22 protein-coding genes are annotated in these 23,375 nt (G+C 61.5%); 16 read left to right on the top strand and 6 right to left on the bottom strand.

Annotated elements, in window-relative coordinates; genetic code table 11:
• Window positions 1–68: 68 nt before the first annotated feature.
• Genes CXF97_RS09390 through CXF97_RS09380 form a run of 3 tightly spaced genes read left to right on the top strand, consistent with a single transcriptional unit; the run spans window position 69 to window position 2,403 of the window.
• A complete protein-coding gene (locus CXF97_RS09390; protein WP_101158189.1) occupies window positions 69–638 on the top strand; it encodes a YfiR family protein in 570 nt (189 codons plus the stop codon).
• Window positions 635–1,903 (top strand): diguanylate cyclase domain-containing protein, encoded by a 1,269-nt coding sequence (locus CXF97_RS09385; protein ID WP_101158187.1) that lies wholly within the window; start codon window positions 635–637, stop codon window positions 1,901–1,903. The genes CXF97_RS09390 and CXF97_RS09385 overlap by 4 nt, the downstream gene beginning before the upstream one ends.
• Window positions 1,903–2,403 carry an OmpA family protein gene (locus tag CXF97_RS09380; RefSeq protein ID WP_178081169.1) on the top strand — a complete coding sequence of 167 codons (501 nt, stop codon included), beginning with the start codon at window positions 1,903–1,905 and terminating at the stop codon, window positions 2,401–2,403. The genes CXF97_RS09385 and CXF97_RS09380 overlap by 1 nt, the downstream gene beginning before the upstream one ends.
• On the opposite strand, the gene CXF97_RS09375 is transcribed toward CXF97_RS09380, so the two are convergent.
• Window positions 2,400–3,347, bottom strand: coding sequence for a LysR family transcriptional regulator (locus CXF97_RS09375; protein ID WP_101158185.1), 948 nt, complete (start codon window positions 3,345–3,347; stop codon window positions 2,400–2,402). The two genes, CXF97_RS09380 and CXF97_RS09375, sit on opposite strands and share 4 nt — an antisense overlap.
• 148 nt (window positions 3,348–3,495) lie before the next feature.
• Between CXF97_RS09375 and CXF97_RS09370 the strand changes: the two genes are divergently transcribed.
• Window positions 3,496–5,022, top strand: coding sequence for a CoA-acylating methylmalonate-semialdehyde dehydrogenase (locus CXF97_RS09370; RefSeq protein WP_101158183.1), 1,527 nt, complete (start codon window positions 3,496–3,498; stop codon window positions 5,020–5,022).
• 10 nt (window positions 5,023–5,032) lie between these two features.
• Entirely contained in the window at window positions 5,033–5,920 is an 888-nt protein-coding gene (gene mmsB / locus CXF97_RS09365) for a 3-hydroxyisobutyrate dehydrogenase (RefSeq protein ID WP_101158181.1), read from the top strand.
• Window positions 5,921–6,097: 177 nt separating this feature from the next.
• Here the strand turns inward: mmsB and CXF97_RS09360 are convergent, their stop codons facing one another.
• Both CXF97_RS09360 and CXF97_RS09355 read right to left on the bottom strand, forming a co-directional pair.
• Window positions 6,098–6,448, bottom strand: a complete 351-nt coding sequence (locus tag CXF97_RS09360) for a cupin domain-containing protein (protein ID WP_016770579.1) — start codon at window positions 6,446–6,448, stop codon at window positions 6,098–6,100.
• Window positions 6,449–6,489: 41 nt separating this feature from the next.
• Entirely contained in the window at window positions 6,490–7,428 is a 939-nt protein-coding gene (locus CXF97_RS09355; RefSeq protein ID WP_101158179.1) for a LysR family transcriptional regulator, read from the bottom strand.
• 139 nt (window positions 7,429–7,567) lie between these two features.
• Here CXF97_RS09355 and CXF97_RS09350 point away from each other — a divergent pair, with 139 nt between their 5' ends.
• Window positions 7,568–8,332 (top strand): sulfite exporter TauE/SafE family protein, encoded by a 765-nt coding sequence (locus CXF97_RS09350; protein ID WP_101158177.1) that lies wholly within the window; start codon window positions 7,568–7,570, stop codon window positions 8,330–8,332.
• Here the strand turns inward: CXF97_RS09350 and CXF97_RS09345 are convergent.
• Complete coding sequence (locus CXF97_RS09345; RefSeq protein WP_101158175.1) at window positions 8,322–8,636, bottom strand: putative quinol monooxygenase; 315 nt, start codon at window positions 8,634–8,636, stop codon at window positions 8,322–8,324. The genes CXF97_RS09350 and CXF97_RS09345 overlap by 11 nt on opposite strands.
• 181 nt (window positions 8,637–8,817) lie before the next feature.
• Here CXF97_RS09345 and CXF97_RS09340 point away from each other — a divergent pair, with 181 nt between their 5' ends.
• The 7 genes from CXF97_RS09340 (at window position 8,818) to CXF97_RS09305 (ending at window position 16,245) form a co-directional block, all read left to right on the top strand.
• Entirely contained in the window at window positions 8,818–9,408 is a 591-nt protein-coding gene (locus CXF97_RS09340; protein WP_101158173.1) for an NAD(P)H-dependent oxidoreductase, read from the top strand.
• 109 nt (window positions 9,409–9,517) lie between these two features.
• Window positions 9,518–10,429: a LysR family transcriptional regulator gene (locus tag CXF97_RS09335; RefSeq protein ID WP_101158171.1), complete on the top strand. Its 912-nt coding sequence runs from the start codon at window positions 9,518–9,520 to the stop codon at window positions 10,427–10,429.
• Between the two features lie 103 nt (window positions 10,430–10,532).
• On the top strand, window positions 10,533–11,426 hold the full coding sequence (locus CXF97_RS09330) for an NAD-dependent epimerase/dehydratase family protein (protein WP_101158169.1): 894 nt from the start codon (window positions 10,533–10,535) through the stop codon (window positions 11,424–11,426).
• A gap of 614 nt (window positions 11,427–12,040) precedes the next feature.
• Window positions 12,041–13,390 carry a GntP family permease gene (locus tag CXF97_RS09320; RefSeq protein ID WP_101158165.1) on the top strand — a complete coding sequence of 450 codons (1,350 nt, stop codon included), beginning with the start codon at window positions 12,041–12,043 and terminating at the stop codon, window positions 13,388–13,390.
• 16 nt (window positions 13,391–13,406) lie between these two features.
• Window positions 13,407–14,267, top strand: coding sequence for a MurR/RpiR family transcriptional regulator (locus CXF97_RS09315; protein WP_101158163.1), 861 nt, complete (start codon window positions 13,407–13,409; stop codon window positions 14,265–14,267).
• A gap of 1 nt (window position 14,268) precedes the next feature.
• Complete coding sequence (locus tag CXF97_RS09310) at window positions 14,269–15,726, top strand: amidohydrolase family protein (RefSeq protein ID WP_101158161.1); 1,458 nt, start codon at window positions 14,269–14,271, stop codon at window positions 15,724–15,726.
• Between the two features lie 150 nt (window positions 15,727–15,876).
• Window positions 15,877–16,245 (top strand): glyoxalase superfamily protein, encoded by a 369-nt coding sequence (locus tag CXF97_RS09305; protein ID WP_101158159.1) that lies wholly within the window; start codon window positions 15,877–15,879, stop codon window positions 16,243–16,245.
• Window positions 16,246–16,316: 71 nt separating this feature from the next.
• Here the strand turns inward: CXF97_RS09305 and CXF97_RS09300 are convergent, their stop codons facing one another.
• Window positions 16,317–16,682 carry a DUF6124 family protein gene (locus CXF97_RS09300; protein ID WP_101158157.1) on the bottom strand — a complete coding sequence of 122 codons (366 nt, stop codon included), beginning with the start codon at window positions 16,680–16,682 and terminating at the stop codon, window positions 16,317–16,319.
• Window positions 16,683–17,159: 477 nt separating this feature from the next.
• Window positions 17,160–18,176 carry an AraC family transcriptional regulator gene (locus tag CXF97_RS09295; protein ID WP_101158155.1) on the bottom strand — a complete coding sequence of 339 codons (1,017 nt, stop codon included), beginning with the start codon at window positions 18,174–18,176 and terminating at the stop codon, window positions 17,160–17,162.
• Window positions 18,177–18,364: 188 nt separating this feature from the next.
• On the opposite strand from CXF97_RS09295, the gene CXF97_RS09290 reads away from it, so the two are divergent.
• The 3 genes from CXF97_RS09290 to CXF97_RS09280 are packed head-to-tail and all read left to right on the top strand — an operon-like array spanning window position 18,365 to window position 23,108.
• The gene (locus CXF97_RS09290; RefSeq protein WP_101158153.1) at window positions 18,365–19,969 is read left to right on the top strand and encodes an FAD-binding oxidoreductase; all 1,605 of its coding nucleotides are present in this window, start codon (window positions 18,365–18,367) and stop codon (window positions 19,967–19,969) included.
• Window positions 19,966–21,561, top strand: coding sequence for a glycerol-3-phosphate dehydrogenase/oxidase (locus CXF97_RS09285; RefSeq protein ID WP_101158151.1), 1,596 nt, complete (start codon window positions 19,966–19,968; stop codon window positions 21,559–21,561). Before CXF97_RS09290 ends, CXF97_RS09285 begins: the two co-directional genes overlap by 4 nt.
• The gene (locus CXF97_RS09280) at window positions 21,558–23,108 is read left to right on the top strand and encodes an FGGY-family carbohydrate kinase (RefSeq protein WP_101158149.1); all 1,551 of its coding nucleotides are present in this window, start codon (window positions 21,558–21,560) and stop codon (window positions 23,106–23,108) included. Before CXF97_RS09285 ends, CXF97_RS09280 begins: the two co-directional genes overlap by 4 nt.
• Window positions 23,109–23,375: the final 267 nt, after the last annotated feature.

Here is a 23,375-nt window from a genome sequence, read left to right as displayed (position 1 = left end):
CTCGCTGGCGTTTCGGCGCTGTGCTATCGTTGCGGCATCATTTCGTTACGCTTCAAGAGAATTCCTGCATGAAGGTGGCCGTCCGGACGACAGAGCGTGTGGTTGCCTGCCAGCGGGCATTGCTGATCGTTTTGCTCTGGTTGCTGACGGGCAACGCCATCGCACAAGCGCAAACCGGGCCGGCCGAGCAACGGGCCAAAGCCGTGACGCAAGTGGTCCTTGGTATCCTCAGTTATGCCCGCTGGCCAGTGGAACCGGTGCAGTTACGCCTGTGCATTGTCGGCCCCACCGAATACACCGATGACCTGGTCAAAGGCACCACGCAAGCCACTGGCCGGCCGGTGGCTGTGCGTCGTCTGCTGGCGGACAACCCGGCCATCGTCAGCGAATGCGACGCGGTGTACATCGGCAAGCTCACCGCCGCTGAACGCAGTCGCCTGTTCGCATCGTTGATCGGGCATCCGGTGCTGAGCATCAGCGAAGCGGACGATCAATGCACCGTTGGCAGTCTGTTCTGCCTGCGCGTCGGCGATGAGCAGGTGTCGTTCGAGGTCAATCTCGACTCGGTCGCTCGCAGCGGCGTACGCATTCATCCCAGCGTGCTGCAGTTGTCCCGTCGCAAAGCGGCAGCGCCATGAAGCTGTTCAGTTGGAAGGCTCGCCCGACTCTTGGCTCGGTCATCGGCCGTGGGCATCTGATTGTCGCGCTGATGGCGGTGGCGATGGCCAGTATTTCGCTGACCTTGCTGGGTTTGCTGGCGCTGCGGGTATACGCCGATCACAACCTGCATTTGATCGCCCGTTCGATCAGCTACACCGTCGAAGCGGCTGTGGTGTTCAATGACAAAGCAGCGGCAACCGAGGCGCTGGCGATCATCGCCTCCACCGAAGAAGTGGCGGATGCCCGAGTGCTGGACGCGCAAGGCCAATTGATTGCGCAATGGCAGCGCGCCGAGACCGGCCTGTTCTCCGAGCTGGAAATGCAGATCACACGCGCCATTCTGGAAAAACCGGTCAGTTTGCCGATCGAGCATCAGGACCGCGAAATCGGTCGGGTCCTGCTCATCGGTCACGGCGGCAGCCTGATGCGTTTCCTGCTCAGTGGCCTCGCCGGAATTGTACTGTGCACCGCGATCAGCGCCTGGGTCGCGCTCTATCTGGCGCGACGGCAACTGCGCGCAATCATTGGCCCATTGCACAGCCTCGCCTCCGTCGCACACGCCGCGCGCAGCGAGCGGGCACTGGATCGGCGGGTGCCGCCGGCGCAAATCGCCGAACTGGATAATCTGGGCAACGACTTCAATGCCTTGCTCGGCGAACTGGAGTCCTGGCAAACCCATCTGCAAAACGAAAACGAAACGCTCGCCCATCAAGCGACCCACGACAGTCTCACCGGGTTACCCAACCGCGCGTTTTTCGAAGGACGTTTGATCCGTGCCTTGCGTAACAGCAAAAAACACGATGAGCGGGTGGCCGTGCTGTTTCTCGACAGCGACCGCTTCAAAGGCATCAACGATAACTTCGGCCACGCCTCGGGCGACGCAGTGCTGGTGGCCATCGCCAATCGCGTGCGAGCGCAATTGCGTGAGGAGGATCTGGTCGCTCGGTTGGGTGGGGATGAGTTCGCCGTGCTGCTCGCGCCGCTTCACGCGATTGAAGACGCTGAGCACATCGCTGACAAGATCCTCGCCAGCATGGACATGCCGATCACCCTGCCGGGCGATACCAGTGTGGTGACCTCGCTCAGCATCGGCATCGCCGTTTACCCCGATCATGGCGCCACGCCAGGGACCTTGCTTAACGCAGCCGACGCGGCGATGTATCAGGCCAAGCGCCTGTCGCGCGGCGCGCAATTTACGGCCGGGTCGGAGCGCCCGGTCGATTCCGTTCACACCAGGAGCTGATGTCCGTGTTCACTCTTCCCGTTCGACTGTTTTCCGTTTTGCTGTTGATAGCCGCGCTGACGCTGAGCGGTTGCCAGACCAGCCCAAAGAAAGGCCTGACCCCCGCGCAGGTCGCCGTGCTCAAACAGCAGGGTTTCGAGTTGACCGACGATGGTTGGGAGTTCGGCCTGTCGGGCAAAGTGCTGTTTGGTAGCGATGTCGAAAGCCTGAATGCACCCAGCACGGAAATCGTCGAACGCATCGGCAAGGCGCTGCTTGGCGTGGGTATCGAGCGCGTTCGGGTCGATGGCCACACCGATGCGTCGGGCAAGGAAACCTACAATCAGCAACTGTCGCTGCGCCGGGCCAAGAGCGTTGCCAACGTCCTCGGCACGGTCGGCATGAAGCAGGAGAACATCCAGCTGCAAGGCCTGGGCAGCAGCGAGCCGGTGGCTTCCAACGACACCGCAGCGGGGCGTACGGAAAACCGCCGGGTGTCGATTGTGGTCAGCGCCGATTAACCGGCAAAGCGCATCTCCCGCGTTTCGCCCATCAACAACGCCTGATTGCGCTCAGTCACCTCACGGATGTAATCCCACAACAACGTAATCCGCTTGAGCTTGCGCAGATCCTCCCGGCAGTACATCCAGAACTGCCGTGTGATGTCGATTTCCTCCGGCAACACCGGCAGCAATCGCGGATCCTGTGCAGCGAGAAAGCACGGCAGGATCGCCAGCGAGCGCCCCTGCTGCGCGGCGACGTATTGCGCGATCACGCTGGTGCTGCGCAAATGTGCGCTGGCGCCGGGCACCACGTTGGCCAGGTAAAGCAGCTCCGAGCTGAACGCCAGGTCGTCCACGTAACTGATGAATTGATGCTTGCTCAAATCCGCTGGGCGGCGGATGGGCGGGTGTTTGTCCAGATAATCCTGGGTTGCGTACAGCTGCAAACGGTAGTCGCAAAGTTTGCAGCAGACGTACGGCCCGTGCTCCGGCCGCTCAAGAGCAATGACGATGTCGGCCTCGCGCTTGGACAGGCTGATGAAGTGCGGCAGCGGCAGGATGTCCACCGAGATAGCTGGGTAGGCGTCGACGAAATGGCTCAGCTGCGGGGTGATGAAAAAACTGCCGAAGCCTTCGGTGCAGCCCATGCGCACATGCCCGGACAGAGCCACGCCGGAGCCCGAGACTTGCTCGCAGGCCATGTGCAACGTGCTTTCGATCGACTCGGCATAGCCGAGCAAGCGCTGACCCTCTGTGGTCAGGACGAAACCGCTGGTGCGGGATTTTTCGAACAGCAATGTACCGAGCGCTGCTTCCAGCGAACTGATCCGGCGCGACACCGTGGTGTAGTCGACGGCCAGCCGTTTGGCGGCGGTACTGGCTTTGCGGGTGCGGGCGACTTCGAGGAAAAACTTCAGGTCGTCCCAGTTCAGCGAGCCTAGCGAGGTGATGTTTTTTTGCATGATGGACGGGCTTATATGTGCGTTCTTATTAGAAGTTTGCACATCTATACTCCAAAAACCGTCCGACAACCATTCTGGACACACGCCTCATCTCAAGGCGAACCTTTCGCCTTGGCTCCTACGATAAAAACAAGTTCTGGAGACCAGCATGAACGCATCGCTTACGCCCAACGACACCACACTGCAAAAGGTAAAACTGCTGATCGACGGCGAGTGGGTTGAGTCGCAGACCAGTGAATGGCACGACATCGTCAACCCGGCGACCCAGCAAGTGCTGGCCAAAGTACCGTTCGCCACCGCCGCTGAAGTCGATGCCGCCGTCAGCGCCGCCCAGCGTGCCTTCCAGACCTGGAAACTGACCCCGATCGGCGCGCGGATGCGCATCATGCTCAAGCTGCAAGCGTTGATTCGCGAACATTCCAAACGCATCGCCGTGGTGCTCAGCGCCGAGCAAGGCAAAACCATTGCTGATGCCGAGGGCGATATTTTCCGTGGCCTGGAAGTGGTCGAGCACGCCTGCTCGATCGGCACCCTGCAAATGGGCGAGTTCGCCGAGAACGTCGCTGGCGGCGTCGACACTTACACCCTGCGCCAGCCGATCGGCGTCTGCGCCGGCATCACGCCGTTCAACTTCCCGGCGATGATTCCGCTGTGGATGTTCCCGATGGCGATCGCCTGCGGCAACACCTTCGTGCTCAAGCCGTCGGAGCAGGATCCGCTGTCGACTATGCTGCTGGTGGAACTGGCCATTGAGGCTGGCGTTCCGGCGGGTGTGCTCAACGTGGTTCACGGCGGCAAGGATGTGGTCGATGGTCTGTGCACGCACAAGGACATCAAAGCCGTGTCGTTCGTCGGTTCGACCGCCGTCGGCACGCACGTCTATGACCTGGCCGGCAAGCACGGCAAACGCGTGCAATCGATGATGGGCGCAAAAAACCACGCCGTGGTACTGCCGGACGCCAATCGCGAGCAAGCGCTGAATGCCTTGGTCGGTGCCGGTTTCGGTGCGGCCGGGCAACGTTGCATGGCCACGTCGGTGGTGGTGCTGGTCGGTGCCTCAAAACAGTGGCTGCCAGACCTGAAAGCGCTGGCGCAGAAACTCAAGGTCAACGCCGGCAGCGAGCCGGGCACCGATGTCGGTCCGGTGATTTCGAAAAAGGCCAAGGCGCGAATTCTTGAGCTGATCGAAAGCGGCATCAAGGAAGGTGCCAAGCTTGAACTGGACGGTCGCGACATCAGCGTGCCGGGTTATGAACAAGGCAATTTTGTCGGCCCGACCCTGTTCTCCGGGGTGACCACCGACATGCAGATCTACACCCAGGAAATCTTCGGCCCGGTGCTGGTGGTGCTGGAAGTCGACACCCTCGATCAGGCGATCGCGCTGGTCAACGCCAATCCGTTCGGCAACGGCACCGGCCTGTTCACCCAGAGCGGTGCGGCGGCGCGCAAGTTCCAGACTGAAATCGACGTCGGGCAGGTCGGCATCAACATCCCGATTCCGGTACCGGTACCGTTCTTCAGCTTCACCGGCTCGCGCGGTTCGAAACTCGGCGACCTCGGCCCGTACGGCAAGCAAGTGGTGCAGTTCTACACGCAGACCAAAACGGTCACGGCGCGCTGGTTCGACGACGACAGCGTCAACGACGGCGTGAACACCACCATCAACCTGCGCTGAGGATTCGATCATGAAAATCGCATTTATCGGGCTGGGCAACATGGGCGCGCCGATGGCGCGCAACCTGATCAAGGCCGGCCACTCGCTGAATCTGGTCGACCTGAACAAAACCGTGCTGGCGGAACTCGAGCAACTGGGTGGCACCATCCGCGCTTCAGCCCGCGAGGCGGCGGAAGATGCCGAACTGGTGATCACCATGCTCCCGGCGGCTGTACACGTGCGCAGTGTCTGGCTGGGTGAAGAGGGCGTGCTCGCCGGCATTCGCCAAGGCGTGCCGGCGGTGGATTGCAGCACCATCGATCCGCAGACCGCGCGCGACGTAGCGGCCGCAGCGGCCAAACACGGCGTGGCCATGGCTGATGCGCCAGTGTCAGGTGGCACCGGCGGTGCTACGGCCGGGACGCTGACCTTCATGGTCGGCGCTACCCCGGCGTTGTTCGCGACCCTGCAACCGGTGCTGGCGCAGATGGGCCGCAACATCGTGCATTGCGGTGAAGTCGGCACCGGCCAGATCGCCAAAATCTGCAACAACCTGCTGCTGGCGATCTCGATGGTCGGCGTCAGCGAGGCGATGGCTTTGGGCGATGCGCTGGGCATCGACACCTCGGTGCTGGCCGGGATCATCAACAGCTCGACCGGCCGTTGCTGGAGTTCGGAAATGTACAACCCGTGGCCGGGCATCGTCGAGACGGCGCCGGCCTCGCGCGGATATACCGGTGGCTTCGGGGCGGAGTTGATGCTCAAGGATCTCGGTCTGGCCACAGAAGCGGCGCGGCAGGCGCACCAACCGGTTGTGCTCGGCGCGGTGGCGCAGCAGTTGTATCAGGCGATGAGTCAGCGTGGTGATGGCGGTAAAGACTTCTCGGCGATCATCAACAGCTATCGCAAACCACAGTAGAAGGCCTTGGTGAAAAACCTGTGTGAGCGAGCCTGCTCGCGAAGACGGCGTCTGTATCAATAGATGATTGACTGACAGTCCGCTTTGGCGAGCAAACTCGCTCCCACATTGGGATCGTGGTGGTATGAATATCATTTGCCGGGAAATCACGTCGGGTGATTCCCCGGCTTTTTTGCATCAGGCGAACACGAAATACTTGCGCACGGTCTCGACCACTTCCCACGTGCCCTTCATACCCGGCTCAACCACGAAGATATCGCCGGCGCGCAGGTGGATCGGCGCCATGCCGTCCGGGGTGATCACGCAGTAGCCTTCCTGGAAATGGCAGTATTCCCACTTCACATAATCGACGCGCCACTTGCCCGGCGTACAGATCCAGGTGCCCATGATCTTGCTGCCGTCTTCGCTGGTGTACGCATTGAGGTTGACGGTGTGCGGGTCGCCTTCGAGTTTTTCCCACTTGCAGGCGTCGAGTACCGGCAGCGGGTGAGTGTCGCGCAGAACGGTGATTGGGGCGGTCGCGGTCATGGGAACTCCGGTCAAGTGGACTTGAAAATCGAAGTTGCACCCTATAGCGCCCGGTCGCCGTTCAGTTGTCTGGGGTCGACATCGGAGTGCTCAGAAACGCGCGCATTGATGAGCGCTTGTAACAACGCCTGGGCATAACCCGGCAGTGCCGCGAAGTCTCTTGTGCAGAGCAATAACCTGCGGCGCGCCCATGGCTCGTTGAGAGTCACGCACTCGAACCGATCGCCCCTCGCGCGTTCGACAGCGGCCAAGGGCACGATGGCCAGTCCGGCGCCTCGGGCGACCATGCGCATCGCGCCATCAAAGCCATCGGCGCGTATGCGCACCTGCATCCGTGCGCCGCTGTGCAGCGCCTGTTCTTCCAGATAAATCGCCAATGCGCTGTCGGCGCTCAGTCCGACAAAGTCATGCTGCAACGCGTCGCTGAAGCTGACCTCGGCGGCATCAGACAGCGGGTGATCGAGCGGAAGAATCAACACCAGCGGATCGTCGCGAAACGCCTGAGTCTGTAAGCCGTTTGTGTCGACCGCGTCGGAGACGATGCCCAGATCCGCTGCGCCTTCACGCAAGGCATGGGTAATTCGCGCGCTGGGTAATTCCTGCAGATCAATGTCCAGATTGGGATGGTTGCGCAGAAAGTCCGCGAGCACTTCCGGCAGGTACTCGGTGATCGCCGTGGTGTTGCACAACAGCCGCACCTGGCCTTTGACGCCTTGCGCATAATCGGCCAGATCCTGCTGCATGCGTTCGGCCTGTTGCAGAAGGATGCGCGCATGGCGGGCGAGGGCTTTGCCGGCGGGCGTCGGGGTGACGCCACGGCGGCCGCGTTCGAGAAACTCGGCGCCCAGCGAGGCTTCCATCGCGCGGATTCGGGCGCTGGCGGCAGCGAGGGACAAGTGACTGCGGGCGGCGCCTGCGGTGATATTGCCGGTGTCGAGGATGTGCAGGTAGAGGCGCAGGTCGGTGAGGTCGAAGTGCATGGGGTTTGCCTGTGGATTGTGGTGGCTTGCCGCGATGAGGTCAGACGCATCAATGCAAAGTTCAGCCTCCTGTCCTGACAGAGGCAGGCTCAGTATATGGCAGATTTTCATCCAGCCCGGATCAGTGCACATTATCCCCATGCACACACTCACCAACTTTTACCAAAACCTCGGCCTGACCCTGTCTCTATTGGTCATCGCTACTTTCCTGCTCGCCGGCATGGTCAAAGGCGTCATCGGCCTCGGCCTGCCCACTGTCGCCATGGGCCTGCTTGGTCTGGCTATGGCGCCGGCGCAGGCAGCTGCATTGTTGATCATCCCCGCTACCCTGACCAATCTCTGGCAACTGACCTTCGGCGGCCATCTGAAAAGCTTGATGAAACGCCTCTGGCCCATGTTGCTGATGATTTTCCTCGGCACCGGACTCGGCATCCTCTGGATCGGTCTGTCCGGCGGGCACTGGGTGGTGCGCGGACTCGGCGCGGCGCTGTTGCTGTATGCGTTGAGCGGATTGTTCCTGCCCACGCTACAGGTCAAACCCGAGCATGAATCGTGGCTTGGCCCGCTGTCCGGCCTGATTACGGGCGTCATCACCTCCGCCACCGGCGTCTTCGTGATTCCGGCGGTGCCGTACCTGCAAGCACTGGGGCTGAGCCGCGATGAGCTGGTGCAGGCGCTCGGCCTGTCCTTCACGGTTTCGACCCTGGCGCTGGCGCTTGGGCTGCTCTGGCACGGCGCACTCGGCGGTGGCGAATTGAGCGCCTCGCTGCTGGCGCTGATCCCGGCCATGCTCGGCATGTGGCTTGGCCAATGGCTGCGCCAGCGCATCAGTGCCGTGCTGTTCAAGCGTGTGTTCTTCGTCGGACTGGGCGCGCTCGGCGCCCATTTGCTGATCAGCGGCTAGCCGACGATTCGCTGAGCATGTCGATCGGGCGGATATCGAAATCTTGCTGCAGATATTCCATGCGTTTGGCGAAGAACTCCGTCATGTGCGGCAATGCCGAGTGCTCATCCAGATGCGCCTGGCTGGCCCAGATCTCGTAGAAGATAAACAGTGTCGGATCCTGCTGGTCGCGCAGCATGTGGTACTCGATGCAGCCCGGTTCGGCGCGGCTCGGCTCGACGTAAGCACGGAACAGCGCTTCGAATTCAGCGGCTTTTTCCGGGCGGGTCTTGGCGTGCAGGATGAAACCCTGGCGTTCACTCATCACAACTTCCTCAAAAGCAGAAAGCGGCGATGCTACGGCAACAATTGGTGATCGATTCGTGCGTTTTGCTCAAATGTATTTTGCGCCGATGTGGCTGTTTCCGCGCGAGCTCGATGGTTAATCTGCCGTCATTCCAATTCCTGTTTCAATCCAGCCTCAAAGGCTGCGCCGAGGTTTTTCGATGAAAAAAGTCCTGCTGCTCAATGGCGGTAAAAAATTCGCCCACTCCGATGGCCGCTACAACACCACCCTGCACGAAACCGCGCTGAGCGTGCTCGATCGCGGCGGTCTCGACGTCAAGACCACCTTCATTGATGAGGGCTACGACGTGGCCGAAGAAGTGGCGAAATTCCTCTGGGCCGACGTGATCATTTACCAGATGCCGGGCTGGTGGATGGGCGCGCCGTGGACGGTGAAAAAATACATCGACGAAGTCTTCACCGAGGGCCACGGCAGCCTCTACGCCAGCGACGGTCGGACCCGCTCCGATGCCTCGCAGAAGTACGGCAGTGGCGGTCTGATTCAGGGCAAGCAATACATGCTGTCACTGACCTGGAACGCACCCCAGCAAGCCTTCGATGATCCGACGGATTTCTTCGAAGCCAAGGGCGTGGATGCAGTGTATTTCCCGTTCCACAAGGCCAACGAATTCCTCGGCATGACCGCGTTGCCAACCTTCCTTTGCGTTGACGTGATGAAGCGTCCGAATATCGAAAATGATGTGGTGCGTTATGAGCAGCATCTGACTGAGGTATTGGGCCTCAAGGATTGATGGGTTTCGGGCTACTATCCGGGTAACAGCAAAAGATCGCAGCCTGCGGCAGCTCCTGCAGGGGGGATGGCGACTGGCTGCGATCTTGGCGATTTCAAAGAGGGTATCCGTGAAAGCCAGATCCGATGAGTTGCAGATTTTCGTCTGCGTGATCGAGTGCGGTTCGATTTCCGCCGCTGCCGAACAGGTCGGGCAGACGCCGTCGGCCGTCAGCCGCACGTTATCGAAGCTGGAAGCCAAGCTCGACACCACCCTGATCAACCGCACCACGCGGCGCATGGATCTGACCGAGGAGGGCAAGTACTTCTTCGAACAGGCCAAGCTGATTCTCGACCAGATGGATCAACTCGAAGAACGCCTGTCCTCGCGCCAGCAAACCCCGTCCGGACGGCTGCGCATAAACGCCGCCTCGCCGTTCATGCTCCACGCCATCGTTCCCTACATCGACGAGTTCCGGCAGTTGTATCCGGACATTCATCTCGAACTCAACAGCAATGACCTGATCATTGACCTGCTGGAACAAAGCACCGACGTCGCCATTCGCATCGGCACCCTCGCCGATTCGACGCTGCACGCACGTTCGCTCGGTTGCAGTCCGTTATTGATCGTCGCCAGCCCTGCTTACCTGAAAAAGCACGGCGCGCCCCGGCAGGTCGCTGACCTGAGTGAACACACGCTGCTCGGCTTCACCCACAACGAAGGCCTCAACCAATGGCCGCTGCGCTATGTGCACGGCGACCGCTGGCCGATCACCCCGGCGATCAGCGCTTCCAGCGGCGAGACCGTGCGCCATTTGGCGCTGGAAGGGCAGGGCATCGCCTGTCTGTCGCACTTCATGACCATCGAAGACATCCGCGCCGGACGCCTGAAAGTCCTGCTGGGTGAATTCAACAGCGGCTACCGCCAGCCGATCAACGCCGTGTACTACCGCAACTCGCAACTGGCGTTGCGCATCCAGTGCTTCCTCGACTTTATCCAGAGCAAACTCGCCGCCTACGCCAGCGCCGAATTCAAGGGCTGATTCGTGATCCCTGCGCAAGAGTGAATTGGCCTGTGGCGGGTTTTTCGCCGAGGTTGAGCGGTCGATACTCGCTGCATCACTTATTCACGCAGGGAGTTAATCCATGAACGTATTCGTCACCGGCGCTGCCGGTTTTATTGGCGGTTCCATCGCCACCGGTCTGGTTCAGGCCGGGCATACAGTCACCGGCCTGGTGCGTAGTGCCGAGCAGGCTGATGAGCTCAAAGCACTGGGTATGAACGCGGTAATCGGTACCCTCGATGATAGCCACTTGCTCACGGAGCAGGCGCGTGCCGCCGATGCCGTGATCAACGCTGCCAGCAGTGATCATCGCGGTGCAGTTGAAGCCTTGCTCGACGCTTTGCGCGGCTCCAATAAAGTCTTTCTGCATACCAGCGGATCGAGCATCGTCGGCGATGCCTCCGGCGGCAAATCCAGCGATGTCATTTACTACGAAGACAACCTCCCGGAACCGACTGTCGACAAAGCGGCGCGTGTGGCCATCGACAATTTTGTGCTCGCTGCGGCGAAGGATGGCGTGAACTCGGCGGTGATCTGCAACACCCTGATCTACGGACACAGCCTCGGCGTGAAACGTGACAGCGTGCAACTGCCGCGACTGCTGAAACAGGCGCGCAAAAGCGCCGTCGTACGCCACGTCGGCAGCGGCCAGAACATCTGGTCCAACGTGCACATCGAAGACGTCGTCGCCCTGTATCGGCTGGCGCTGACCAGGAATCTGCCGGGCACTTTCTACTTTGTGGAAAGCGGTGAAGCCTCGTTCATCGACATGACTACCGCCATGGCCGAAGCCCTCAATCTGGGCGAACCGCAAGACTGGCCACTGCAGGACGCCGAAGCCGAGTGGGGCTATGAAATGGCCAACTACGGCCTCGGCTCCAACAGTCGCGTCCGCGGCAAACACGCCCGCGACCTGCTGGGCTGGACGCCGAAGCGCACGTCGGTGGTTGAATGGATTCGTAACGAAATGGTGTGAATTCAGTACCACCGAGTTAGGCCATTCGCGAGCAAGCCCGCTCCCACAAGTCGACAGCATTCCGTCTGAAGGAATGCGATCAAAACTGTGGGAACGGGCTTGCTCGCTAATGCGGTGGGTCAGCCAGTGAGGATGTTGGATGCGATGACGCCTTCGTGAGCAAGCCCACTCCCAGAAGTCGACAGCATGTTGTCTGGACGAATGCGATCAAAACTTTGGGAGCGGGCTTGCTCGCGAAGGCGGTGGGTCAGCCAGTGAGGATGTTGGATGCGATGACGCCTTCGTGAGCAAGCCCACTCCCAGAAGTCGACAGCATGTTGTCTGGACGAATGCGATCGAAACTGTGGGAGCGGGCTTGCTCGCGAAGACGGTGTGTCAGGCGGTGAAGATGTCGGATGTGATAACGGCAAGCTCACTCCCACAGGGCTTGTGGTGATGAGAAAAACCATGAAAATCCCGCCCGCCGATTTTCATTAATCACGACAACACATACCCACCAGCGACACGCCTTGCCTGTCCACGAAAACTACTTTCATGCGGTTTGAAATCTCTGTCTCGAAATGATTTATGAGTTTCACAACCCATTCGAACGTGACCCTTTCGAGGAGTACCGCATGACGCCTTCCTTCGGCTATTGGCTGCTGGTCTACGCCGCCGTGGCCATCATCGCGCTGATCGTGTTGATCGCCCGTTACCGGCTCAATCCGTTCATTGTCATCACCCTGATTTCTCTCGGCCTGGCGCTGATTGCCGGAATGCCACCATCGGCGGTGGTCGGTGCGTATGAGGCCGGGGTCGGCAAGACGCTGGGGCATATTGCGCTGGTGGTGGCGCTGGGGACGATGCTCGGCAAGATGATGGCCGAGTCTGGCGGCGCCGAGCAGATGGCGCGCACGCTGATCGAAAGGTTCGGCGAGAAGAACGCGCATTGGGCGATGGTCTGCATTGCGTTTCTGGTCGGCTTGCCGCTGTTTTTCGAAGTCGGTTTCGTCTTGCTGGTGCCGATCGCGTTCACCGTGGCCCGTCGGGTTGGCGTGTCGATTCTGATGGTCGGTCTGCCGATGGTTGCGGGCCTCTCGGTGGTGCATGCGCTGGTGCCGCCGCACCCGGCGGCGATGCTCGCGGTGCAGGCCTATCAGGCGTCGGTCGGGCAGACCTTGCTGTACGCCATCGCGATCGGCATTCCGACCGCAATCATCGCCGGGCCGCTGTACGCCAAGTTCATCGTGCCGCGCATTCAATTGCCGGCGGACAACCCGCTGGAAAAGCAATTTCTCGACCGTGAACCGCGCGACAAATTGCCGGGTTTCGGCATTACGATGGCGACCATTCTGCTGCCGGTGGTGCTGATGTTGATCGGCGGCTGGGCCAACCTGATTTCCACTCCCGGCAGCGCTTTCAACCAGTTCCTGCTGTTCATCGGCAATTCGGTGATCGCGCTGTTGCTGGCGACTTTGCTGAGCTTCTGGACGCTAGGGATTGCCCAAGGTTTCAACCGCGAATCGATCCTCAAGTTCACCAACGAATGCCTCGCGCCCACCGCCAGCATCACCTTGCTGGTCGGTGCTGGTGGCGGCTTGAACCGGATTCTGGTGGATGCCGGCGTCACCGATCAGATCGTCGGCCTTGCCCATGAATTTCATTTGTCGCCACTGATCATGGGCTGGTTGTTCGCCGCGCTGATGCGTGTCGCCACCGGTTCGGCGACGGTGGCGATGACCACCGCGTCCGGCGTTGTCGCGCCGGTGGCCATCGGTCTGGGTTATCCACATCCTGAGCTTTTGGTGCTGGCGACCGGCGCCGGCTCGGTTATCTTTTCCCACGTCAACGACGGCGGCTTCTGGTTGATCAAGGAATACTTCAACATGACCGTTGCGCAGACGTTCAAGACCTGGACCGTGCTCGAGACATTGATCTCGCTGGTGGCTTTCGCGCTGACCGTCGGCCTTTCTTATTTGTTGTAACCGGAGCCTGCCGCCCATGGACATCCTCTACCAGATCCGCGCCCGCCAGGATTCCTTCAGCGCCGGCGAGGGGCGCATCGCGCGGTTGATGCTCGACGATGTCGGCTTTGCCGCCAGCGCCAGCCTCGAAGACCTCGCGCAAGGGGCCGAGGTCAGCACCGCCACGCTGTCGCGCTTTGCCCGCACGGTTGGCTGCCGTGACTTGCGCGATCTGCGCCTGCAACTGGCTCAGGCCAGCGGCGTTGGCAGCCGTTTTCTCGATCCGGCGGGCACGCCTGAGCAGTCGGCGTTCTACGGGCAGATCGTCGGCGACATCGAAACCACGCTGCGCCAGCATCTGGCCGGTTTCGATGAATCGCGCTTCGCCGACGCAGTGAAATTGCTCAGCCAGGCGCGGATGATTCACGCGTTCGGCATGGGCGGTTGCTCGACCCTGTGCAGCGATGAATTGCAGGTGCGCCTGGTGCGCCTCGGCTACCCGATTGCGGTGTGTCATGACGCGGTGATGATGCGCGTCACCGCCGCCAGCCTCAACGCCGAGCAAGTGCTGATCGTTTGCTCGCTGACCGGCATCACCCCGGAGCTTTTGGAAACCGTCGAACTGGCGCGCAACTACGGCGCGCGCATCCTCGCCATCACTCGCGGCGATTCGCCGCTGGCCGAGCTGGCCGACGTTGTTCTGCCGCTGCAAGGCGCGGAAACCTCGTTCATCTACAAACCGACCGCGGCGCGCTACGGCATGCTGCTGGCCATCGACGTGCTCGCCACCGAGCTGGCGCTGGCCAGCCCCGAAGACAATCAAGAACGTTTGCGGCGAATCAAACTCGCCCTCGACGAATACCGAGGCGGCGACGATCACCTGCCGCTGGGAGACTGACATGCAGTACGACACCCTGATCCGCAATGCTCTGGTCATCGACGGCAGCAACACGCCCGGCTATCGCGCAGACGTGGCGATTCTCAATGGCCGCATCGAGCGCATCGGCGACCTGCACGATGCCCGCGCCACGGAAGAAATCGACGCCGCCGGCCGCGTGCTGGCGCCGGGGTTCATCGACGTGCACACCCACGACGACACCGTGGTCATCCGCCAACCCGAGATGCTGCCCAAGCTCAGCCAGGGCGTGACCACGGTGATTGTCGGCAACTGCGGCATCAGCGCTTCGCCGGTCACTTTGAAGGGCAATCCACCCGATCCGATGAACCTGCTCGGCAGCGCAGCGGCGTTCGTTTACCCGCGTTTCCGCGACTACCGCGCGGCCGTCGAAGTGGCCAACCCCACGTTGAACGTCGCCGCACTGGTCGGCCATACGGCGCTGCGCAGCAATCACCTCGACGATTTGTTCCGCACCGCGACCTCCGACGAAATCACTGCCATGCGCGAACAGTTGCGCGACAGCCTGGAGGCTGGCGCGTTGGGTTTATCCACAGGCCTGGCCTATGCCAGCGCCTTCAACGCGTCCACCGATGAGGTCAAGCAACTGACCGAAGAGCTGACGGCGTTCGGCGCGGTGTACACCACCCATTTGCGCAGCGAATTCGCCCCGGTGCTGGAGGCAATGGACGAAGCATTTCAGATCGGCCTCCACGCGCAATCGCCGGTGATCATTTCCCACCTCAAATGCGCCGGCGTCGGTAACTGGGGGCGCAGTCCGCAATTGCTCGCAGCATTGGAGGAAGCAGCGAAAACCCATCCGGTCGGCTGCGATTGCTACCCGTACGCGGCGAGTTCCTCGACGCTGGATTTGAAGCAAGTCACCGACGCCCATCGCATCACCATTACCTGGTCGACGCCGCACCCGGAAGTCAGCGGGCGCGACCTGATCGACATCGCTGGCCAATGGAAACTGTCGCTGGAAGAAACCGCGAAGCGTCTGCAACCGGCCGGCGCGGTGTACTACGGCATGGACGAGGCCGATGTCAGAAGAATCCTCGCCCATCCGCTGTCGATGGTCGGCTCTGACGGACTGCCCGAAGACCCGTTCCCGCATCCGCGCCTGTGGGGCGCTTTCCCACGGGTGCTCGGCCATTTCAGTCGCGACGTCGGCCTGTTTCCCCTGCACACCGCCGTGCACAAGATGACCGGCCTGTCGGCGGCGCGTTTTGGCTTGCAGGAAAGAGGCGAGATTCGTGAAGGACATTGGGCGGATCTGGTGTTGTTTGATCCGGCGACCGTGCGTGACGTCGCCGATTTCAACGATCCGCAGCGGGCGGCGCAGGGGATTGACGGGGTTTGGGTCAACGGCGTTTTGAGTTATCGCGACGGGCAGGCGAATGGGAGCCGCGCGGGGCGGTTTCTGGCACGCGAAGGTGATTTGCGCAAAGGATTTCATTGATCGAGACTCTCCTGTAGGAGCTGCCGAAGGCTGCGATCTTTTGATTTTATAAAGTGATGGCACTATGAGATTAAAGAAAGCCATCAACAAGCCGATTTGTTGACATCCTCCCCGGCTACACTGTGGGGCCAATCAGTCAGGGAGCACCCCATGAGCTTCGGCAAAACCACCCCGATTCTGCGGATCTTCGATGAGGCCAAGGCTGTCGAGTTCTACGTCGATTTTCTCGGCTTCAAGATCGACTGGCAGCATCGCTTCGAAGCCAATTTTCCGCTGTATCTGCAAGTGTCGCGGGGCGAATGTGTGCTGCATCTGTCCGAGCATCACGGCGATGCGTGCCCCGGTTCGGCGCTGCGTATCGAGACCGATGAGCTGGAGGCGTTTCAACAGCAATTGATCGCCAAGAACTACACCTTTTCCCATCCGCAGATTCAGGCGATGCCGTGGGGCAGCCAAGACATGACCGTTGCTGATCCGTTTGGCAATCGGTTGGTGTTTACCAATGCGATCAGTCTTTGACTTGAACGCCCGGCGCGACCTGACCTCTTGGGATTGCCCGCAGGCATCAGTAATACTTGCGGGCGCTCACCTCATTCCGTCGGCACCAACCGATCCAGCACCCGATTCACTGCCATCTCCGCGACCATCACAATCTGCGCAATACCCTGCAACGTCTTGCGTTGCGAGCCGTTCACCAGCCCCGCCTGATCGTTGAGCATTACCGTCGCTGAGCCCAGGGTTTCGCAGGCGTCGGCCAACAGCGATTCGTTGTCGGCCTCGGGATTGGCCATGTACAGCGTGTTGGGTTTGTAGGGTGGGGCCATGAATTCAGCGCCAGACGTGCCGAGGTAATGGTCGAGCGCGCGATCGGCGGCTTCGTGGAATTTCTTTGAATCGGGGGATTCGTAGGGCGATGCCGGGTCGGTGGTTGGCGGGTTTGGGGTTACTTTGAACATATCCAGATCCTCAGTTTGGCTGGCCACCGCTTCCCTACTAAAGAAAGTGGAGGCAGCTGTGCGCAGGTTAGTAGACCGGGGATCTGGGAAACCGGCGCGCCCGAGAGCGCCCTGCGCACAGCCACCATAAAGCTCAGGCGAGACCTGACTGTCTGATGAACGATGCACCCCAAATACTCCGGGCTACTAAACCCGATCACTGATGGGCAGTGACGCAATCACAGTAGCGATGAGGTCTGGGGCGCACAAGCCGGCGGATTCTGGCGCAGGCGTAGGCAGCGGCGCAAGGATTTGTGGGTGGTTTCGCTGAATGTCTGGTGGCTTTAAACAGTTGTGCCAAAACGTGTTTAATCGGTGTGGCGAATGACGCCTTCGCTAGCAAGCCCGCTCCCACAAGGGGATCTGCGATGAATTCGAAAGAGCAGGCAACCGAGAACTACTGTGGGAGCGGGCTTGCTCGCGAAGGGGCCGGCACATTCACCGCCGATTGCGCAACCGAAACTCCCCCGGCGGCATACCGCGCCAGCTCTTGAACGTGCGATGAAACGAGCGCGGTTCGGTGAAGCCCAGATATTGCGCAATGTCCTGAATCGGCAACGTGCTGTTGAGCAAATAGTGCTCCGCCAGTTCCTGACGCAACTCATCAAGAATCTGCTGATACGACGTCCCGGCCTGCTGTAACTGTCGCTGCAACGTGCGCACCGAAACGCTGAGCTGTTCGGCCACTTGCTCCTTGCGCGGCAGGCCCTCCTTGAGCAAACCGCGCAGGATGTTTTTCACCTGCTGCGCCAGCGACACGTTCTCCAGCGTCGCCAGCAGACCCATCGCATGTTCTTCCAGGGTTCGCAGCAATTGCGCATCGGCCTGGCGCAGCGGCAACTGCAAATAAACCAGCGGCACCACCAGCGCCGAATACGCCTGATCGAACCGCACCGGGCAACCGAAAAACGCCTCGTACTCGGCCTGCGTCACCTCATCCGGCCGCGCATGCTCCAGCCATACGCAGGCCGGCGACAGCTGCGTGTCGGCGATCCAGCGCGCATAGTGCAGCCACGAACCGAGCACGTTTTCCACCAGATGCCGACGAATCCGTGGCCGCTGGAAACGGCAGGTCCAGATCAGATGCACGTGCTCGTCCTGCACCTCGGCGCGGCTGACGCCCATGTCGCCGACGAGTTTTTCGAACGGCATGATCCGGCTCATCGCATCGCCTAGCGTCGCGCAATTCATGGTGATGTAACCGAGCACGCTCCACGAATTGGGCAGGACGAAATTCGCCGCATGCAGGCCGAACAACCCATCGCCGGAGTGCTCGCAGAAATAATCCAGCAAGCGCTCGTGGACCTCACCCGGCAGGCGCAACGTGTTGTCGCTCAACTGCTGCGCCTGCAACCCGGCCGCCGCCAACGCAGGCTCGATGGCCATGCCCAACTGTTCGGCATGGCGCAGGTATTTGAGCAACGGCGGAACAGAAGTGAAGCCGAGCGATGGCATGGTCGCGGTCCTTTGATCGACGGCGCGTGAGTGAATGAATGCCGCAAGGTAAGTGGATTGCCCGGCGAAAGTAAATGCCCGGACGTTTGGCGCCATTCGCTACAGGATCTGGCCGGATGCGACCGTGACAGATCCACAGCGCTGACTAGTATGCAAGCTTGATCCGACGGCAGAAAAAGGACACCCGCATGCGACGCTGGAACGGCTGGGGAGAGGCAGGCACGGTGGTCGAACTGCCGGCCCAGGGCGCGACATTTCTCCATGAACGCTTGGGCGCTGGCCGGGCATTGCCCGATGCGACCCTGGCAGCGGCGTTGGCGCAAGTGCCGACCTCGCGGCTGGTGCCGCACCGTTTATACAGCGTCGACACTCACGACCGCCTGCTGCACGCGCGCGGCCAGAGTCTGCCGGACTGGCTGGCGCTGCGCGAAGGCGTGCTGGGCACGTATCCCGATGCCGTGGCGTTTCCCGAGACCGCTGAGCAGATCCGCCAATTGCTGGCGCTCGCCCATGATCAGGATTTATGCCTGATTCCCTATGGCGGCGGCACGTCGGTGGCCGGGCACATCAATCCGCCGACGTCAGCGCGGCCGGTGCTGACGGTGTCGCTGGCGCGGATGAATCGCCTGACCGACCTCGACGAACAGAGCCTGCTGGCGACGTTCGGCCCCGGCGCCAGCGGGCCGCAAGTGGAAAGCCAGTTGCGCGCGCGCGGCTACACGCTGGGGCATTTTCCGCAGTCGTGGGAGCTGTCGACCCTGGGCGGTTGGGTGGCCAGTCGTTCCAGCGGCCAGCAGTCGTTGCGCTACGGGCGGATCGAGCAATTGTTCGCGGGCGGCACCCTGGAAACGTTCGCCGGGCCTTTGCAGATTCCAACCTTTCCCGCGTCGGCGGCAGGTCCCGATCTGCGTGAAATGGTGCTCGGTTGCGAGGGCCGTTTCGGGATCATTTCCGAGGTCAAAGTGCGGGTCAGTGCGTTGCCGGCGGACGAGCGTTTCTACGGTGTGTTCCTGCCAGACTGGCCGCAGGCGTTGCAAGCGATCCGGCAACTGGCGCAGGCGCGCGTGCCGCTGTCGATGCTGCGCCTGTCGAACGCGGTGGAAACCGAAACACAACTGGCGCTGGCCGGCCATCCGCAGCAGATCGCCTGGCTGGAAAAGTACCTCAAGTGGCGCGGCGCCAGCGACGGCAAATGCCTGCTGACCTTCGGCGTCACCGGCAATCGCCAGCAAAACGCACTGTCGCTGAAACACGCGCGCCAACATCTGAAAGCCTTCGGCGGCGTGTTCACCGGCACCCTGCTGGGCAAGAAGTGGGCGCAAAACCGCTTCCGCTTTCCCTACCTGCGCGAAAATCTGTGGAACGCCGGTTACGTGGTCGACACCCTCGAAACCGCCACCGACTGGAGCAACGTCGACCACTTGCTCAGCCTGATCGAAAACAGCCTGCGCGACGCCCTGGCGGCCGAGGGCGAACGCGTGCATGTCTTCACTCACCTCTCGCACGTTTACGGCGAAGGCTCGAGCATTTACACCACTTACGTGTTTCGCCCGGCAGCGGACTACGCCGCGACGCTGGCGCGCTGGCGGGTGCTCAAGCACGCGGCCAGCCAGACCATCGTCGACAACCACGGCACCATCAGTCATCAGCACGGTGTCGGCAAGGATCACGCGCCGTATCTGCTGCGCGAAAAAGGCCTGCTGGCGATGCAGACGTTGCAGGCGCTGAGCGAACATTTCGACCCGCAGGGGCGTCTCAATCCCGGCACGTTATTGCCAGAGTCGCGGCCATGACCGCGCACTGGAACGCGCAATGGCGTGAACAGATTCTGCCGACGCTGGCAGATGAAACCTGGGACTTGATCGTCATCGGCGGCGGCATCAGCGGCGCCGGAATTGTCCGCGAAGCCGCGCGCCGGGGCTGGCGCTGTCTGCTGTTGGAGCAGCGCGATTTTGCCTGGGGCACCTCCAGCCGATCATCGAAAATGGTCCACGGCGGTTTGCGGTACATCGCCAAGGGCCAGTGGCGCCTGACCCGCGATTCGGTGCGCGAGCGCCAGCGCTTGCTCGACGAAGCGCCGGGGCTGGTCGAGCCGATGAGTTTCATGATGCCGCACTATCGCGGCGGCTTTCCCGGGCCGCGCGTCATGGGCGGCTTGCTCTCGGTTTATGACGCGCTGGCGGGGCGGCGCAATCATGGTTTTCATGACGCGCAGCAACTGCGTTTTCTCGCGCCGGGGGTGAAGGAAAACGGCCTGCTTGGCGGCAGCTGTTTTGTCGACGCGCTGACCGATGATGCGCGACTGGTCATGCGCGTACTGCACGAGGCGCGGGCCGACGGCGCCGTGGTCATTAATGGCGTGCGGGTCAAGCAATTGCTGCGTGAAGGCGGGCGGGTGTGTGGGGTTCAGGTCGAAGATGGCGAGGGCGGCACGACGCTGCAATTGCGCTCCGCTGTGTTGGCCGTAGCTACGGGCGCGTGGGCTGAGCGCTTGCGTCCGGCTGAAGCAGCGAAGCAATTGCGACCGTTGCGTGGCAGTCATTTGTTACTGCCGGGCTGGCGGTTGCCGGTGGCGCAGGCGTTCACCTTTCTGCATGCGCGCGACCGGCGTCCGGTGTTCGTGTTTCCGTGGGAAGGCGCGACGGTGGTCGGCACCACGGACCTCGATCACCGCGAAGACCTCGACCACAGCGCGCGCATTTCCAGCGCCGAACTCGACTATCTGCTCGCCGCGTGCCAGCAGCAATTTCCCGGCGCCGAAATTGGTGTCGACGATGTGCTGTCGACCTGGTCAGGCGTGCGTCCGGTGGTCGGCAGCGCGACGGGTGCGCAGCAGGGCGAACCGTCCAACGAAACCCGTGAACATGTGTTGTGGCAGGAGCCGGGTTGCGTGACGTTGGCCGGCGGCAAACTGACCACATTTCGCCCGCAAGCGATCGAAGTGCTCAAGGCGTGTGCGGTGATGCTCGGGCGCTCTTTTGTCGATGACGGCGCGCCGGTGTTCGCCGCTGTGCCGCCGCTGCCAATTCCAGGACTGAGCGCCAGTCAATGGCGACGCTTGGCCGGGCGTCACGGTCGAGACCTGCCGAGGCTGGCGAAATTGCTCGGCGAACTCGGTCCGGAAACGGTTGGCGCCACCGATACGTTGTGGGCCGAACTGGCGTTCGCCTGCGAGGCGGAAATGATTCTGCACCTGGATGATCTGCTGCTGCGCCGCACCCGTTTGGGCCTGTTGCTGCCGCGCGGTGGCGAGGATTATTTGCCTGCGATTCGCACGCTGTGCCAGCCGCGATTGGCCTGGGACGATGAGCGCTGGCATGCGGAAACTCAGCGTTATCGGTCGTTGTGGCTGCGCGATCACGGCTTGCCGCAGATCACGTCATGAAATACCTATTGGCGATCGACAACGGTACCCAGAGCGTGCGTGCATTGCTCTTCGATCTGCAGGGCAACTTGCTCGGCAAAGGCAAAGTCGGTCTGCAGGCGTACTACTCGACGCAACCCGGTTGGGCCGAGCAGGATCCGGAATATTACTGGGCGAAACTCGGCGAGGCCTGTCAGCAACTCTGGCAGCAGACCGGCATCGACCGCACGCAGATTGCCGGCGTGTCCCTGACCACCCAGCGTGGCACGATGATCAATGTTGATGCTGAGGGCAAACCGCTGCGCCCGGCAATTGTCTGGCTCGATCAACGCCAGACTCAAGTTAAGGGCGGCATCAAGGGACCGTGGGGCTGGCTGTTCAAATTGGTCGGTGCCCGGGCGACGGTGGATTATTTTCGCGCCCAGGCCGAGGCCAACTGGATCGCCCGGCATCAACCTGACGTGTGGGCGGCGACCGACAAAGTTCTACTGCTCTCGGGCTTTCTTACTCATCGCCTGTGCGGGCGTTTCGTCGACTCGGTCGGCTGTTGCGTCGGCTATCTGCCCTTTGACTTCAAACGGCTGAAATGGGCGGCCCCGCGTGACTGGAAATGGCAGGCACTGGCGGTGTGCCCCGAGCAGTTGCCGACCCTGCACAAACCCGGCGAAACCCTCGGCTACATCACGACTGAGGCCGCCCGCCACACGGGCATTCCCGAAGGCCTGCCGTTGATTGCCGCAGGCGCCGACAAGGCTTGCGAAGTGATCGGCGCCGGCGTGGTCGATGCGAGCACCGTGTGCCTGTCCTACGGCACCACCGCGACCATCACCAGCACCCGCTCACGCTACCTGGAAATCGTCCCGCTGATCCCACCGTACCCCTCGGCCGTGCCCGATCAGTACAACTGCGAGGTGATGATCTATCGCGGCTACTGGATGGTCAGCTGGTTCAAGAACGAGTTCGGCCTGCGCGAAATGCAGCAGGCAAAAGCGCAGGGGATCGAGCCGGAGCAACTGTTCGACGCACTGGTCGAGGCGGTGCCACCCGGCTCGATGGGATTGATGCTGCAACCCTACTGGTCACCGGGCATTCGCGAACCGGGCGTGGAAGCCAAAGGCGCAATGATCGGCTTCGGCGACGTGCACACCCGCGCGCACATCTACCGGGCGATTCTCGAAGGCCTGGCCTACGCGCTGCGCCAGGGCATGGAAAAGATCGAGCGCCGCTCAAAGGTCTCGATCAAACGCCTGCGCGTCGCCGGCGGCGGCTCACAAAGCGACGCCGCCATGCAACTGACCGCCAACATCTTCGGCCTGCCTGCAGAGCGCCCGCATGTGTATGAAGCGTCCGGGTTGGGGGCGGCGATCTGTTGCGCGGTGGGGTTGGGATTACACAGGGATTACCCATCGGCCATGGCGGCGATGACCCGGGTTGGAGCGGTGTTTACACCGCAGCCTGAAGCTCAGAAGGTTTATGAGCGGTTGTACACAGAGGTGTATCTGCGGATGTATCGCCAGCTCAAACCGCTGTACCAAAGCATCCGCAAAATCACCGGGTATCCCGAATAGTGCTGACACCACAGATTCCTGTGGGGAGCGTTTGGTGGTGTGCTCAGAATCCGGGCCGCGACAAAAAACCAGTGTGGGAGCGGGCTTGCCCGCGAATGCTGAGCATCAGTCGGCGACGATTTTTTTGACCCGCCGCTTTCGCGAGCAAGCCCGCTCCCACAGGGATTTTGCGGCGGGATCGAAATCCAGCGTGGCACACAGATCCATTGTGGGAGCGGGCTTGCCCGCGAAGGCGGAGTGTCAGTCAGCAATGATTTTTTTGACCCG

This window comes from Pseudomonas sp. Choline-02u-1, assembly GCF_002836515.1.
Classification (GTDB): domain Bacteria; phylum Pseudomonadota; class Gammaproteobacteria; order Pseudomonadales; family Pseudomonadaceae; genus Aquipseudomonas.
Note: the sequence above shows the minus strand (reverse complement) of the source record. Positions and strands in the feature narration are given on the sequence as shown.

Bases quoted from the DNA above. Each gene is read 5' to 3' on its own strand.
- CXF97_RS09385 (WP_101158187.1), top strand. From the start codon at position 635: ATGAAGCTGTTCAGTTGGAAGGCTCGCCCGACTCTTGGCTCGGTCATC.
- CXF97_RS09285 (WP_101158151.1), top strand. From the start codon at position 19,966: ATGACCGCGCACTGGAACGCGCAATGGCGTGAACAGATTCTGCCGACG.
- CXF97_RS09350 (WP_101158177.1), top strand. From the start codon at position 7,568: ATGCACACACTCACCAACTTTTACCAAAACCTCGGCCTGACCCTGTCT.
- CXF97_RS09380 (WP_178081169.1), top strand. From the start codon at position 1,903: ATGTCCGTGTTCACTCTTCCCGTTCGACTGTTTTCCGTTTTGCTGTTG.
- CXF97_RS09390 (WP_101158189.1), top strand. From the start codon at position 69: ATGAAGGTGGCCGTCCGGACGACAGAGCGTGTGGTTGCCTGCCAGCGG.
- CXF97_RS09340 (WP_101158173.1), top strand. From the start codon at position 8,818: ATGAAAAAAGTCCTGCTGCTCAATGGCGGTAAAAAATTCGCCCACTCC.
- CXF97_RS09290 (WP_101158153.1), top strand. From the start codon at position 18,365: ATGCGACGCTGGAACGGCTGGGGAGAGGCAGGCACGGTGGTCGAACTG.
- CXF97_RS09375 (WP_101158185.1), bottom strand. From the start codon at position 3,347: ATGCAAAAAAACATCACCTCGCTAGGCTCGCTGAACTGGGACGACCTG.
- CXF97_RS09355 (WP_101158179.1), bottom strand. From the start codon at position 7,428: ATGCACTTCGACCTCACCGACCTGCGCCTCTACCTGCACATCCTCGAC.
- CXF97_RS09310 (WP_101158161.1), top strand. From the start codon at position 14,269: ATGCAGTACGACACCCTGATCCGCAATGCTCTGGTCATCGACGGCAGC.
- CXF97_RS09330 (WP_101158169.1), top strand. From the start codon at position 10,533: ATGAACGTATTCGTCACCGGCGCTGCCGGTTTTATTGGCGGTTCCATC.
- CXF97_RS09315 (WP_101158163.1), top strand. From the start codon at position 13,407: ATGGACATCCTCTACCAGATCCGCGCCCGCCAGGATTCCTTCAGCGCC.
- CXF97_RS09295 (WP_101158155.1), bottom strand. From the start codon at position 18,176: ATGCCATCGCTCGGCTTCACTTCTGTTCCGCCGTTGCTCAAATACCTG.
- CXF97_RS09280 (WP_101158149.1), top strand. From the start codon at position 21,558: ATGAAATACCTATTGGCGATCGACAACGGTACCCAGAGCGTGCGTGCA.
- CXF97_RS09320 (WP_101158165.1), top strand. From the start codon at position 12,041: ATGACGCCTTCCTTCGGCTATTGGCTGCTGGTCTACGCCGCCGTGGCC.
- CXF97_RS09300 (WP_101158157.1), bottom strand. From the start codon at position 16,682: ATGTTCAAAGTAACCCCAAACCCGCCAACCACCGACCCGGCATCGCCC.
- CXF97_RS09305 (WP_101158159.1), top strand. From the start codon at position 15,877: ATGAGCTTCGGCAAAACCACCCCGATTCTGCGGATCTTCGATGAGGCC.
- mmsB (WP_101158181.1), top strand. From the start codon at position 5,033: ATGAAAATCGCATTTATCGGGCTGGGCAACATGGGCGCGCCGATGGCG.
- CXF97_RS09370 (WP_101158183.1), top strand. From the start codon at position 3,496: ATGAACGCATCGCTTACGCCCAACGACACCACACTGCAAAAGGTAAAA.
- CXF97_RS09360 (WP_016770579.1), bottom strand. From the start codon at position 6,448: ATGACCGCGACCGCCCCAATCACCGTTCTGCGCGACACTCACCCGCTG.
- CXF97_RS09345 (WP_101158175.1), bottom strand. From the start codon at position 8,636: ATGAGTGAACGCCAGGGTTTCATCCTGCACGCCAAGACCCGCCCGGAA.